This window comes from Erwinia psidii (assembly GCF_003846135.1).
In the GTDB taxonomy this organism is placed as follows: Bacteria; Pseudomonadota; Gammaproteobacteria; order Enterobacterales; family Enterobacteriaceae; genus Erwinia; species Erwinia psidii.
Genome location: NZ_RHHM01000011.1, coordinates 147743 through 161723, shown reverse-complemented (window position 1 = coordinate 161723; position 13981 = coordinate 147743). Strand labels below are relative to the sequence as shown.

The window sequence follows — 13981 nt, the reverse complement described above, 5'->3', positions numbered from 1 at the left end:
AAACCGCCATTCCCGGCCTGATACATCTTCCTCCGTGAGAGAAATCAGCAGGAAACAGGCCTTCAGCCTCCCGGTGGGATGCCCACCCATCCATGATGAAACATTTTCAGCTGTTCAATGATGTCCCGACATTTCCCGGCGGTCATGCTATCCCTTTCCGGCTCCTGGCTCCTGGCTCCCGGCTCCTGATGCGCGAGCGTCATACCACGCTTTCGCTGCACCGGTGCTGACAGAAAACACCATAACCGCCGCTGTGTGCGTGGCCCCGGTTTTGCTTCTGTCCATAAGCCGTACCGGCAGCGGAAATAAAAGCGGAGAATATAAAAAGCCGGGGATATAAAATGTTGCGCCTTGTCTTTTCCCGTCCAGCGGTCCCGGGCCGTATGTGTGCACCCTGAGCAGCAAAAAATAATCATCAGGCACAATTTGCGCACAGAAACTGACGTAAAAAAGCCCTGTTCAATAACAGGGCTGCCACTGACCGAAACATGGACTTAAAGAATACGGCTGATTATCCTGTCTATACGGATACGTCGAAGCCGTCGAATTAACTTTCTGACTTTAACAGGATAGTCTGAAATACTTTCCAGATCGCTGAAATGCTGAACAAGCGTGGTGTGCTTACGAATTAAGCTCAGTTCTTTCTCCCGCTGACCGGCCAATTGCTGAAGAGGATCGTGGATCAGTACCGCATTTTCCAGATCCAGCCGCCAGGCACGTGGATTAAGATTATTTCCGGTAATCAACATCCACTCATCGTCAACCCACATCCCTTTAAGATGATAGCTGTTCTCGCTATCGCGCCACAGTCGAACGCGCAGCTGCCCACTGGTGACGTAATATTGCAGACGGCTGAGAAAACGACGCAGGTTGATCTCATACAGGTAAGGCAAGGCACCAATGATCTTGAATGGCTGATTTTGGGGAATATAGAAGTCGTTCGCGGTTTTATCACCCACGATGATCTCTACTTCCTTTCCCTGTCGCAGCAACCCGATAATGTTGCGTACCAGGATAGCCGGAAGGTTGAAATAGGGCGTACAGAGTGTCAGTTTCTGTTCGGTGGCAGGCATCAAATGGTAGATGGTTTTATTAAGCAAACTGTGTTTGCCAAGGCCAACAAGCGGTGTGACTGCCAGTTGCTCGTTGCCAGCATCACTTTTAAAATCATAATCAAATCCACGAAGGTCCTGACGAAACTGACGTGTTTCATTTTTGATTTCCGGGCTTTTGGGGCGCTGATGCTGATCCAAACGGTGTACAGCGTCCGCCTGAATGAGATTTTTATCTATCCAGTTGATTAGAGTATCGGTCAGACGTGGATTGGTCAGCAGCTGGTAACGATCATAGCGATATTTGTCATGTTGATGCAGATAAACATCGTTCAGACTGGCACCGGTGTACAGCAGTGTGTCATCAATCACCGAACCTTTGAGGTGAAGTACACCCAGTGCTTCACGGGTATTGACAGGAACGCCATATACAGGAAGATCGATATCCATATTTTTATCGGCCATCGCGCAGTACCAGTCAGCGTTGGTCGCAGCACGTGCTTCACCGATACGTCCACGCTGTGCACGATGCCAGTCAACAATAATTCTTACCTCCAGAGTTGGACGGCGTCGTTTGGCCTCATACAGTGCGGAAAGAATCGTGCGTCCGGCATCATCATTTTCCAGATAGAGAGCCACAATCCAGATTCGCTGAGTTGCACCCGCAATTTTTTCCAGCAACGCCTGACGAAAATCAACGGCGGAATAAAGCGTGGCAAAATCGGCAACCGACTGAGACAGTTTTGGCAGTTGCGCAAGGTGCTGTTGGTGTTTATTGCGTTTAAATTTAGACAGCATCAAAGTGCGTTTCTTCTTTGTTCATGGAGTGGCCTTTTGCCACAAAATCATTACCCTAACAGCGAATAGTATCATTAGTTAATGCTGAAGTCGGTAGTTTTACGTTTCCAGACACTGTACGGGCTTACCTAAAATTAGCGATAAACTCACTATTCCGTCTTCCAGCTGGACAGTAATGGTGAAGCCCAGTTTACGTGCCAGCGTAATCATTCCCCGATTGCCTGGCATAGTAATGCCATTTAGCTGTTGCAAACCATGCTCGCGGGCATAAGCGATCATTTTCTCCATTAACCGTCGTCCCAGCCCCAGCCCTTTCAGGTCGGAGCGCACCAGCACAGAAAACTCGGCATCAATATTGTCTGCGTCAGAAATCGCGCGCGTCACACCAATTATCTCTGCTGTCCCCTGATGCTCACGAATGGCGACAATTGCCATCTCCCGATCGTAGTCGATTTGCGTCATGTTAGCCAAATCGTCATGGGTAAACTCATTGATTTCACTGAAGTAGCGATAATAAAGATCTTCCTTAGTTACCCTGGAAATAAACTGCTGTAGCAGCGGTTCATCCTCTGGCAGGATCGGGCGAAACAGCAACTGCTCGCCATTTTTTAACCGGACAATCTCTTCCAGTTGCTGAGGATAGGGGCGTATGGCCAGCCTCTCATCAGGATCACCATCATAAGAAGCAAGTTGCAGGGTAACATCCAGCACAGAAAAAGTTTCACCAGTGGCGAGCAGGGGATGGATATCAAGCCGGGCAATTTCAGGACAATCAACGATCAGGTTGGAAACCTGTACCAATACTTTGCTCAGTCCGTGTATATCAAGGGGGAGGATGGCACTATGGTTGCGTATTTTCCCTGTCTTAATGGCGCGAATAATCAAATATCGGGCGAGAGTCATATTTAACGGCGGAAGCACAACCACAGCCTGTTGCTCTGCCTGCCATTCAACACCACCTTCGCCAAGCATAATAACGGGTCCAAATACCGGGTCCTGTTCCATCACTATACGCAGTTCCTGGGCTCCTGCACGATTCGCCATACTTTGTACCAGTAGCCCATTAATTCGGGCCTGTGGCAAGGCAAGCGTTACGCGATCGATAATAGCATCTGCTGCGTGCTCAACCTCTTCAGCGGAACGCAGGTAAAGCATTACGCCATGCACTCCAGATTTATGTGGAATATCAGGAGAACGCAGCTTAAGCGCAACCGGATAGCCTGCCTGGTTTGCAAGTTGCATTGCCTCCGCGCTGTTGCTGGCAATCCATGTTGGCAGGGTTTTTAAGCCATACGCCTGCAGAATATGCTGAGCCTGATGGGTATCAAGCGTAACGGTCCCTTCCTCAAGCGACTGATGAATAAGTTGATGAGCCTGAGCGGTATTCACCGCAAGATCCGCCGGCAAAGCAGGGGTTTCGCGTAGTTGCTTCTGATTACGCCGATACTCCACCATATGCATAAATGCCGTTATTGCGCCCTCAGGGGTGCGATAGGTTGGGATCCCTGCCTCACTGAAGTAACGGCGTGCCTCAGGTGCTGAAAACTCCCCGCACCAGTTAGTTAACAACGCGATCTGTTTTGCACGTGGATGGGTGTTTATGAGTTCGATCAAACGCTGTGCAGTCTGTGTGGCAGGGGCGACGGCGCTGGGAGAATAGATAATCAGCAAGGCATCAATATCATGACTTTCCAGCAAAATGCTTATCGCCTGTTGATAACGCTCGCGGGTGGCATCATCTTTAAGATTGAGAGGATTGGCAATGTTAATATCCTCCGGCAACCGGCGTTGCAGTTCGGCAAGTGTCTCTTTCCCCAGGGTGGCAAGCTTACCACGGTGCGCATTGAGCGCGTCCAGCGCAAGAGCGGCTGGGGCGGCGCCATTGCTGACGATCATCAATCGTTCGCCGCGCAATGGTCGCATGTAACTCAGTGTCTCTACTGCCGAAAAGAGTTCGTGGGTGTCCTGCACTCGCAACAGGCCTGCACGCTGAATAGCGGCATCCCATGCGCCGTCCAGTCCACCCCGTCCGCCCAGCAACTGTTGAGCCTGTTGTGAACGGCCACTTTTGATCACCAGGACGGGTTTGTTTCTTGACGAGCTGCGTGCCGCAGACACAAAACGCCGGGCATCATTCAGGTGCTCAAGATAGAGCAGGATGGCGCTGGTTTTGCCATCACGAGCCAGAAAATCAAGAAGATCACTCGCATCAATATCCAGGCTGTCTCCCAGTGCAATAAACCATGAAAATCCAAGCTGTCGCTGTTGAGCCCAGTCCAGAATTGTGTTCGAAACGGCGGCAGATTGGGAAATAAAAGCCAGCTTGCCAGGATAAATTGGTACAGGAGAAAAGCTGGCGTTCAGTCCCTGCCACGGGGCCAGCAACCCAAGACTGTTTGGGCCGAGCAGACGAATTTGCCACTGGCTGGCGCATTGCTTTAGCGCTTCCAGCTGCTGGGTAGGAGCGGAAAGAATGATACAGGCTTTACAGCCACGTTCTCCCAAAGCCCGTAAAAGCTGTAGGTTACGACTGGAGTGCGTACAAATTACAGCCAGATCGGGTGAGAGCGGCAGGCTGGCAACATCAGGCCACGCAAGGACGCCACAGACAGCTTTATATTTTGGTGTGACGGGGAGGACAGGGCCATTGAAGCCACCCGACAGTAAATTGCGCATCATCAGGTAACCTGCACGTTCAGGACGTATTGAGGCCCCAATCACTGCAATTGACCTGGGGCGTAACAGCGCTTCCAGTGCTCGTTGACTCATTTCTGGCTCCTGACGCAGGCGTTATCACGGATTTTAAACGCTTTTACATAGTATTGCTGCGTTTCCGTTTAAGCTATTGCAGCAGGGATCGCAAACTGAGCATCCTGATTCGCTTTCGGCCTGTATTTTGAATAAGCGCCTCATGGCGGCTTATCACTGAATACGCTGATTAAACGCAACGGTATCGATCCCTGTGGGCATCAGCCGTTTTTTTGATGCAACGGATGGTGCGGTTTTCCTGCCAGATAACGTTGGCGAAACAGATTAAAATATTGGCGTAGTGCCTGACCTGCGGCGCTGTCCCCGGCCTGAATCAATAACTCTGTTGCCACTTCTGCCGTGCAATGTTGGCCTTCAGCGTGTATTTGTCGCAGTTGATAGTTCGACGGCGTGGTTAAGGTCAGTGACATCAGCGGCAGATTGTCCAGCCACGGACTTTTACGAAACATTTTACGGGCTTCGCTCCAGGTGCCATCCAGCATAATAAACAGCGGTGGCTTACCGCTGGTGGGCGGGGTATTGATTACCTGACGGCCGGGTTCGGCATAAGACTGAGGGAAAACAACCAGCGGTTGCAGCTGTGGATTTTTGACTGCTGCCAGGAGCGCTGGATCCGGCTCAGTGCGTGACCAGCCAAACGCCTGTGTCTCTGGCAGGATATCGGCAATCAGTCGTCCGGTATTACTTGGTTTCATAGGTTCACTGTCGAACATGATCAGGCAAAAACGACTGCGAGCCTGTTGTGGTTGCAGGCTGGCGCAAAGACAGTTTTTTTTCGGTAGTAAGCAGCGCTGGCAGCGTGGTGTCCGATTACCACGGGCAAGAAAAGGGCGGGTTGCACGGGAAAGACGTTCAGCACGCAGACGAAGAACAGCGTTTTGAGTCATGGAGGCCAGTTTCATTAAAAACGCTATTCTATCGGAAATATAAGGAGATCAATAGTAGCCAGAGAGACCTGGCCACCGCCAGTCAGATCGTCTCATCAAGCCATTCGGTAAATGGCACTTTGGGCATGGCGCCGTTGAGCATATCCACCATCTGTCCCTGTTTGAAAACCATAATAGTTGGAATGCTGCGGATCCGAAAACGGGCACTGAGTACTGACTCAATTTCAGTGTTTACCTTCAGAAAACGAAGCTGCCTGCTACGTTCCTTAGCAACATCATTATAAACCGGCGCAAAATTTACACAGGGACCACACCAGGGAGCCCAGAAATCAACGACCACAGGAAGATCATCCTGTAGATATTTGTCGAACGTCGCCGTTGTGGCATTAACAACTTCACCGCTGAACAGCGCATTTCCGCAGTGGCCGCATTTGGCTACGTCATTGATACGTTCTTGCGGAACGCGATTGGTTGCCTGACATGAAGCGCAAACCGTATTCATAGATACACCTCGGTGAAAGTTAAATGGGGTAATCCCGAATAATTATGAAGAACCTTATCTCAGCCAACAAAGTGATTTGTTCGATGGGTATAATAGGCCGTGACTGACAATATATTGTGGCGTTTACCGCTTTGCGAAAAGGCGCCCGGATGGGGACATTTATCGGAAGTTGATAGCTAAGCGCTGCCACATCAGGTAATCTGCGCGCTGCGCGCTCAGCCAGGTGGAGGGAAAATGAACGACGAATTTAAAGGTAAAAGCGGTAAAGTCAAAGTGATGTACGTCCGCGGTGATGACGATAGCAGTAAAGGCGGACACAACCCCCGCACCGGCAAAGGTGGCCCTCGTCAGGATGGCAATCGTCGTCCTCGCAATGCTGACAGCTCGCCGTGGGGAGGCCGTGGGCGTGAAGCTGCACCCGGTGAATCACCCTGGCGTACGGTTTCCCGTGCGCCTTACGATGCCGATGATAAGCAGCAGGATCACGGTGGCATCAGCGGCAAAAGCCATATTGATCCGCAACAGATTCGTCGTCAACGAATGGAAGAGACGCGAGTATATGGTGAAAATGCCTGCCAGGCTCTTTTCCAGAGCCGGCCGGAATGTATTGTGCGCGCATGGTTTATTCAGGGCGTAACGCCGCGTTTTCGCGAGACACTGAAATGGATGGCGGCCAATCGTAAGGCATACCATGTAGTGGATGAGGCTGAACTGGCAAAAGCCTCCGGGACGGAACATCACGGTGGCGTCTGTTTCCTGATTAAAAAGCGTGTAGGGATGCCGGTCAGAGAGTGGCTGGCATCTGCGGGTGAAAAGGACTGCGTATTGGCGCTGGAAGATATCGGTAATCCACACAATCTGGGTGGCATAATGCGCAGTTGTGCGCATTTTGGCGCAAGAGGTGTGCTGGTGGATGATGCCGCCATGCTTGAGTCTGGTGCGGCAGTGCGCACGGCGGAAGGCGGCGCAGAGTATGTTCAGGCCATCAGCGGTGAAAGTTTTGCTTCTGGTCTGGATGCTTTCCGTAGAGCAGGTTACGCCATTGTGACTACCTCCAGCCACAAAGGCGTCCCACTGACAGAAGCGCAGTTACCAGCCCGCATTGTGCTGGTGCTTGGACAGGAGCGTGATGGCCTTTCCGACAGTACATGGCAGGAAGGAGAACTGAACGTATCCATTGGGGGCACAGGGAATGTTGAGAGTCTCAATGTTTCGGTCGCGACAGGCATTTTGTTAGCCGAATGGTGGCGTCAGAACGCCTGATAAAAATAACGGGTCATGGCGACCCGTTATTTTTCGAGCTTCAGTGTGAGTAACCGTCGCTGCTGAAGCCAAATGCTGACCCCGAAACCAACGCAACATCAGCAATTACGCTAAATCAGCCACGCAGATCCGGTCAGGATAAATAACACGGCCACAAAAATTGATGCATTCTTGCATTATTGTGAGCTTGCAGCTGTCACTTTGACCATGCGCTTATAGCGTACTCCTCGTTTGTGATGCTAATCCGCAAAGCGTCGTCCGAACCAATCAATGCCAGCGCATCCGCTGGCATTGATTGGAAAATAGTGCTGACTGGCGGCTGGGATGGCACTTGCCAGGCCGTTGCCGGCTTTGTTAACGGGAAAGCGCGGTAATCACCTCGTCTTCCTCCATTTTATCTATTCTGTTCAGTAGTTTATGGGTAATTCCTTCCAGCTGGGATTTTTCAGCAGAACTCAGACAGGACCACAGTAATTGCAGGCATTGATGCTGAGGTGGCAGTAGCTGTTGCAGGAATTCCTTACCTTTTTCAGTCAAATGAAGATGCAGACAGCGGCGGTCATTGTCACTTTCACGACGTTCAATCCAGCCACGTTTTTCCAGTTCATCGGCAATGCGGGTGGCGTTAGTGCGGGATGATCCCAGTGCGGAACTCAGTTCAGAAGGTTGAATACTGTGGTTTTCCTGGGCATCCAGAGTGATCAATGCCATGAACAATGTCTCGTTAATCCCCTGAGCCTTGAGCATTTTGTTGCGATTTTCCAGCAGTTTGCTCTGCATGTGCATGCAGAGTCGCGTCAGCATAATTTCCTGTAAAGGAAAATCCTTGTGACGGTTAGCGCGAAAATTTAGCATCTGTTCAATGGGGGCGAACGAACTTTCCATCTGGTGGGACCTCATTAGTTGCAACTGGTATGGTAGTGATAGTTATGAACGCGGTTTACGCCTGCCAACAGGACGTACTTTTAACAACCGCGCACACCATCTGTAATTTCAGGTCACTCCATAACCCAAGGTGCAGAGCAACGCCTGTGGCGTCACGTTGCAGGTATCATCAAAAGGATAACCTTGTAAGCCTGAACTCCACTGGGCAGGCTAAAATGTACGTAATGCTGAAAACCAGGTTGCATATCAGCATCTCTGTATCACAACATCCGTACTCATAAACCCCATCTCAACGGATGGGCTGAAATGAATGACCTGCAGTCAGAAGCGAAAAAAGTCTTCCGTCAATCAGCCAGTCGGGTAACAAGTTTTTGGATTCAGTCGGGCTAAGGACATCAATGCACAACAATGTGCCAGCCAGCGGATGTCTTAATAGTTTCATGAGGAAAAATAACCAATTTGAATAACTACGGTGCTAACCATACCAGAGAGTGTAAACGCTTAACAAGGCGCTGGTCCTGAAATTTATACAATTATTTACTCTTAAACAGAGAAATCCTGAACGGAAGCGTCCAAAACCCCCGTGGCCCTATCGATAAACCGCGGTTATGAAAATACCTATAGTGCATGGTGGTATTGGAAACTGTGCCGACGTTGGAGACGCTTCTACCGGTAAGGTTTGCCCTGGCGAGGGGGTAATAAACGCCTGTTGTCATAGACGTCATGCAACAGCTCCGGGAGGGAAGTCAGATCAAAATAAGTGCATCAGATATGAAGCAGCGTCAATGGCTTTGATAAAGCGTGGAAAGATTATTTTGCGGCTGCCTGAGTTTTTCACCCAGGTATCAAGCAGCGCCTGATGTGCTTTGATCCAGCTTCCACATGTGGATTGATATCTACGTCCAGTGGATTGTCACTGATGCACAGGTGAATTTCGTGCATTTGTATCGGCTACAGGCAATTTCATTTCAGCGAACAGTTTTGCCGCTGCCGGATTTTTTTCTGCCCGGCTTTGCCAGACCAGAATGTGCATTCGATTAATCGGGAAACCGCAATTTGTGCAACCTGGTATCGATATCTTTCTGCACACCGCACACCGCACATGGCAGAGAAGTGGCCTGCAGCCAAACCACATCGCGGCACGGTACCAGCACATTGCTTACCCGGTAAGGTGTTCAGGTGAAGTAGAGAATGGTCTTGCCCTGTTTAAATCGGGTGTCGGCAATCCGCGCGGAATTATTACCCTGACTATGCCCCATCTTGGTGATTAATCACCGCCTGACAGCCCCGGCCCGGCGTACAGCCAGCTAAATCCGCTATGCCATCCCGCTTGCTATCAAACAGTGGGTCTTTCAGCGGGTCGATAGTACGGATGTGATATTTATCGGTCTTTTTTTGTCAATAAGATACCTGGGCTGTATCTGAGACACAGGCGCCCTGGCGATAAAATTTACTGTCACCGCCAGCAGCTTGATACATGTCATCATGTAATGGTTGCTGTTGGTGGCAATAAAGGTTGCATCGCCGCAAGCAACAGAGGTGTATGGCACGTTGCTATTTTAAGGTAACCCTTACGAGTTGTTATGTAAGTTACTTTTGAGATAATGATCTCTTTTTATGCCAGGCCAGGTAAGGGAGTGCGCAGGTTTGTAGTAGCTGGGAAACATATTTCACCAGGAAACACAGAGTAAAAAGATAAATTATTTACCGCAGAGATATCTTTCAGTGAAATAAAGCGCATGAACATGCCATCTGTTTTTCCTCCCTGGAGGATCAGTCAGCTGATGGACAGCTGGTACGAAAGCAGTTAAGCGTGGCTGAGTTATTCAGCCACCCGGAGAGAAATTAAAAGTTCCAGTCTTCGTCTTCTGTATCAACGGCTTTGCCCATTACATAGGACGAACCTGAACCAGAGAAAAAGTCGTGATTCTCGTCTGCGTTAGGGGAAAGCGCGGACAGAATGGCAGGATTAACGGCAGTTAATTCCGCAGGGAACAGCGCTTCATAACCCAGGTTCATCAATGCTTTATTGGCGTTATAATGCAAAAACGTGTTGACTTCTTCTGTCCAGCCTACGCCATTGTATAATTCTGCTGTGTAGGCCATTTCATTTTCATACAGCGCCAGCAGCAGTTCCACAGCAAACTGTTGCAATTCATCTTTGCGAGCCTGACTCTCTTTTTCCAGTGCTTTCTGGTACTTATAGCCGATGTAGTAACCGTGCACCGCTTCATCTTTGATGATCAGACGGATAAGGTCTGCCGTATTGGTCAGTTTGCCACGGCTGGACCAGTACATTGGCAGATAAAAACCAGAGTAAAACAGGAACGACTCCAGAAACACACTGGCAATTTTCTTCTTCAGAGGATCATCATGGTGATAGTGCTCAAGCACGATATCGGCTTTGCGTTGTAGCGCCTGATTTTCTTCGCTCCAGGCATAGGCCGCATCCACGTCATTGCTGTGGCAGAGCGTGGAAAAAATAGAGCTGTACGAGCGGGCGTGCACGGCTTCCATAAAACTGATATTGGACATCACTGCTTCTTCATGGGGCGTTGCTGCATCCTCCATCAGCGCCGGTGCGCCGACGGTGTTCTGAATAGTGTCAAGCAGCGTCAGGCCGGTAAAAACACGGATCGTGAGCTGTTGTTCTTCAGCACTGAGGCTGTTCCAGGCAGGGATATCATTGGACAGCGGGACTTTTTCCGGTAGCCAGAAATTAGCTGTCAGTCTGTTCCAGACTTCCAGATCTTTTTCATCTTCGATCTGGTTCCAGTTGATGGCGTGAATACGTTTCAGTTTCATGATGTTATCTTCCGGGGCAGCGCGACTTGCCCCACAGGGTTATCTTACAGCGAGCAGGAGACGCAGCCTTCAACTTCTGTCCCCAGCAGTGCCATCTGACGTAGTCGGATGTAGTAGAGCGTTTTAATGCCTTTTTTCCAGGCGTAGATCTGCGCCTTATTGATATCGCGGGTGGTGGCCGTATCGCGGAAAAACAGAGTCAGTGACAGACCTTGATCGACATGGCGTGTGGCTTCGGCATAGGTGTCAATAATCGCCTCAGGGCCAATTTCGTAAGCATCACGGTAAAGCGCCTGATTATCATTATTCATAAACGGCGCGGGGTAATAAACGCGGCCTGTTTTTCCCTCTTTGCGGATCTCAATCCGTGACACAATCGGGTGAATACTTGAGGTGGCGTGGTTGATATAGGAGATGGAACCCGTTGGCGGAATAGCCTGCAAATTTTGGTTATAAATACCGTGTTTGATCACGGCGTCTCTCAGCTCAAGCCAGTCTTGCTGTGTAGGTAGCTTCAGGCCCGCGCGAGCAAACAGGTCGGCGACTTTTTCCGTACGTGGTAACCAGTGCTGATTGATATACCGATCAAAATACTCGCCGCTGGCGTAACGGGACTGTTCAAAGCCGGCAAAGTGTTCTCCGCGCTCCTGCGCAATCAGATTTGAGGTCCGTAGGGCATGGAAAGTGACGGTGTAAAAATAGAGATTGGTGAAATCAAGACCCTCTTTTGAGCCATACTGAATGCCTTCACGTGCCAGATAGCCGTGCAGGTTCATTTGCCCCAGACCAATGGCATGTGATTTTGCGTTACCCAGCTCAATGGAAGGTACCGAATGAATATGGCTCTGATCCGATACGGCAGTCAGGCCACGCACGGCGATTTCAACCGTGTGCGCAAAATCCGTTGAATCCATGGCATGGGCGATGTTCAGTGAGCCAAGATTACAGGAAATATCTTTGCCAATATGACGATAGCTGAGATCGTCATTGTACTCAGTCGGCGTGTTGACCTGGAGGATCTCTGAGCAGAGGTTGCTCATGTTGATACGTCCCGCAACCGGGTTAGCGCGGTTTACCGTATCTTCAAACATGATGTAGGGATAGCCGGATTCGAACTGGATCTCAGCCAGGGTCTGAAAGAACTCACGCGGATTAATAAAGGTACGGCGAATACGCTGGTCTGCCAGCATTTCATCGTACTTTTCACTGATGCTAATATCTGCAAATGGCTTGCCATAAATCCGCTCAACGTCGTAAGGGGAGAACAGGGCCATCGGCTGATGTTTTTTTGCCAACTGGAAGGTCACATCCGGGATCACCACACCCAGCGACAGGGTTTTGATGCGGATTTTTTCATCGGCATTTTCTCGCTTGGTATCCAAAAAGCGCAAAATATCAGGATGATGGGCATGCAAATAAACGGCTCCTGCCCCCTGACGTGCGCCAAGCTGGTTGGCGTAAGAAAAAGCGTCTTCCAACATTTTCATCACCGGGATCACGCCGGAAGACTGGTTTTCAATCCGTTTGATAGGGGCTCCGGCCTCGCGAAGGTTGGACAGCAAAAACGCCACGCCGCCGCCCCGTTTTGAGAGTTGCAGGGCGGAGTTGACCGACCGACCAATGGATTCCATATTGTCTTCAATACGCAGCAAAAAGCAGGAAACCAGTTCCCCGCGCTGCTGCTTACCACAATTGAGAAAGGTGGGCGTTGCTGGCTGGAAGCGCCCGGAAAGCATCTCTTCCATCAGGGATAAAGCCAGCGGCCGATCGCCTTTGGCCAACGTCAGTGCAACCATGCAGACGCGCTCGGTGAAGCCTTCAAGATAGCGTTTGCCATCAAAGGTTTTCAGGGTATAGCTGGTGTAAAACTTCCAGGCACCGAGGAAAGTGCTGAACCGAAAGCGATGGGCATAAGCCTGTTCGAAAAGCCTGCTGACAAAATCAAACGGATAGGCATTAAGTACGTCGGCTTCGTAATAGCCTTCAGACACGAGGTATTGCAAACGCTCTGCCACAGAAGCGAAGGCGACGCTGTTCGGCAGCACATGCTGCAAAAAATAGTGACGGGTGGCTTCGTGATCCTTCTCAAACTGAATGTTGCCTTCGGCGTCATACAGATTGAGCATTGCGTTCAGCGAGTGGTAATCCAGCACGGCTGGATTCGGGGTTATGCTTGTGCTTTCTGTCGCAGCCAAAATTCGGTGACTCCCTGAGATACGTTTGCGATGTCTTCGCTGGTGCCCAGCAGTTCAAATCGGTACAAACATGGAACCTGACATTTCTTTGAGATAATGCTGCCAGCCAGGCAATATGCCTCACCAAAATTACGGTTACCTGAAGCAATCACGCCACAGATCAGCTGGCGGTTATTTGCATCATTTAAAAACTGGATAACCTGTTTTGGTACGGCGCCTCTGGCGGAACCTCCCCCATAGCTTGGCACCACCAGAATATAGGGTTGATCTACCCGAAGGTGCTGCTCACCGTTCAGTGGGATGCGAAGGGCGGGCAAGCCAGTCTTCCTGACAAAGCGATGCGTGTTTTCAGACTGGCTGGAGAAATAAACCAGCGTTGACATCAGCTCAGCTCTGAACCGCTGAAAGCTGATGCAATGCGGAAATTTTATCGGGGCGGAAACCGCTCCAGTGTTCCTCTTCAGCCATCACAACTGGCACCTGGCGGTAGCCAAGCGACTTCAGTGTTTCCACTGCGGCTGGCTCAACGTCAAGATTAATCAATTGGTAATCAATACCTTGCTTATCCATTGCGTTTTTTGTTGCATTGCACTGGACACAATTATTTTTTGTATAAATAATAATGCGCATGATTCGTATTTACCCTTTGGCTTTGTTTGATGCCTTGTCTGGCGTGATCCTGCTCTGTTAAAGTCACAGGATACTATATGTAGCGTTTTTTCTGATGAATAATGCTAGATATAGCGTTGGGTAATTGCAACCCCGTAATAAGCAGGTGATTAGGACTTTTCTTGGAAGGTGCCTTTCCGGCCCGGTGATGACGGT

General features: G+C 50.0%; 11 protein-coding genes and 1 pseudogene. 1 reads left to right on the top strand and 11 read right to left on the bottom strand.

The annotated features are described in order from the left end of the window. Positions 1 to 62: 62 nt before the first annotated feature. The 5 genes from EB241_RS20960 to trxC form a co-directional block, all read right to left on the bottom strand. The gene (locus EB241_RS20960; protein WP_158612416.1) at positions 63 to 203 is read right to left on the bottom strand and encodes a hypothetical protein; all 141 of its coding nucleotides are present in this window, start codon (positions 201 to 203) and stop codon (positions 63 to 65) included. 291 nt (positions 204 to 494) lie between these two features. Continuing rightward, positions 495 to 1850 carry a CDP-diacylglycerol--serine O-phosphatidyltransferase gene (gene pssA, locus EB241_RS14715; RefSeq protein ID WP_124233874.1) on the bottom strand — a complete coding sequence of 452 codons (1356 nt, stop codon included), beginning with the start codon at positions 1848 to 1850 and terminating at the stop codon, positions 495 to 497. Positions 1851 to 1949: 99 nt separating this feature from the next. Continuing rightward, on the bottom strand, positions 1950 to 4619 hold the full coding sequence (locus EB241_RS14710) for a bifunctional acetate--CoA ligase family protein/GNAT family N-acetyltransferase (protein WP_124233873.1): 2670 nt from the start codon (positions 4617 to 4619) through the stop codon (positions 1950 to 1952). Between the two features lie 200 nt (positions 4620 to 4819). Further along, complete coding sequence (locus tag EB241_RS14705) at positions 4820 to 5506, bottom strand: tRNA-uridine aminocarboxypropyltransferase (RefSeq protein WP_124233872.1); 687 nt, start codon at positions 5504 to 5506, stop codon at positions 4820 to 4822. An 82-nt stretch (positions 5507 to 5588) separates the two neighbouring features. Beyond that, positions 5589 to 6008, bottom strand: a complete 420-nt coding sequence (trxC, locus tag EB241_RS14700) for a thioredoxin TrxC (protein ID WP_124233871.1) — start codon at positions 6006 to 6008, stop codon at positions 5589 to 5591. Positions 6009 to 6242: 234 nt separating this feature from the next. On the opposite strand from trxC, the gene EB241_RS14695 reads away from it, so the two are divergent. Further along, complete coding sequence (locus EB241_RS14695; protein WP_124233870.1) at positions 6243 to 7271, top strand: tRNA/rRNA methyltransferase; 1029 nt, start codon at positions 6243 to 6245, stop codon at positions 7269 to 7271. Between the two features lie 354 nt (positions 7272 to 7625). Here the strand turns inward: EB241_RS14695 and mprA are convergent, their stop codons facing one another. The 6 genes and pseudogenes from mprA to nrdH form a co-directional block, all read right to left on the bottom strand. Beyond that, positions 7626 to 8156: a transcriptional repressor MprA gene (gene mprA / locus EB241_RS14690; RefSeq protein ID WP_124233869.1), complete on the bottom strand. Its 531-nt coding sequence runs from the start codon at positions 8154 to 8156 to the stop codon at positions 7626 to 7628. Positions 8157 to 8982: 826 nt separating this feature from the next. Then, positions 8983 to 9709 (bottom strand): annotated as a pseudogene (proX, locus tag EB241_RS21580) (glycine betaine/L-proline ABC transporter substrate-binding protein ProX); the annotation flags it as partial. A 292-nt stretch (positions 9710 to 10001) separates the two neighbouring features. Next, complete coding sequence (nrdF, locus tag EB241_RS14685) at positions 10002 to 10961, bottom strand: class 1b ribonucleoside-diphosphate reductase subunit beta (RefSeq protein ID WP_124233868.1); 960 nt, start codon at positions 10959 to 10961, stop codon at positions 10002 to 10004. A 44-nt stretch (positions 10962 to 11005) separates the two neighbouring features. After that, entirely contained in the window at positions 11006 to 13111 is a 2106-nt protein-coding gene (nrdE, locus tag EB241_RS14680; protein WP_199737371.1) for a class 1b ribonucleoside-diphosphate reductase subunit alpha, read from the bottom strand. 17 nt (positions 13112 to 13128) lie between these two features. After that, positions 13129 to 13539 (bottom strand): class Ib ribonucleoside-diphosphate reductase assembly flavoprotein NrdI, encoded by a 411-nt coding sequence (gene nrdI / locus EB241_RS14675; protein ID WP_124233866.1) that lies wholly within the window; start codon positions 13537 to 13539, stop codon positions 13129 to 13131. Between the two features lie 4 nt (positions 13540 to 13543). After that, positions 13544 to 13786, bottom strand: coding sequence for a glutaredoxin-like protein NrdH (nrdH, locus tag EB241_RS14670; protein ID WP_124233865.1), 243 nt, complete (start codon positions 13784 to 13786; stop codon positions 13544 to 13546). Positions 13787 to 13981: the final 195 nt, after the last annotated feature.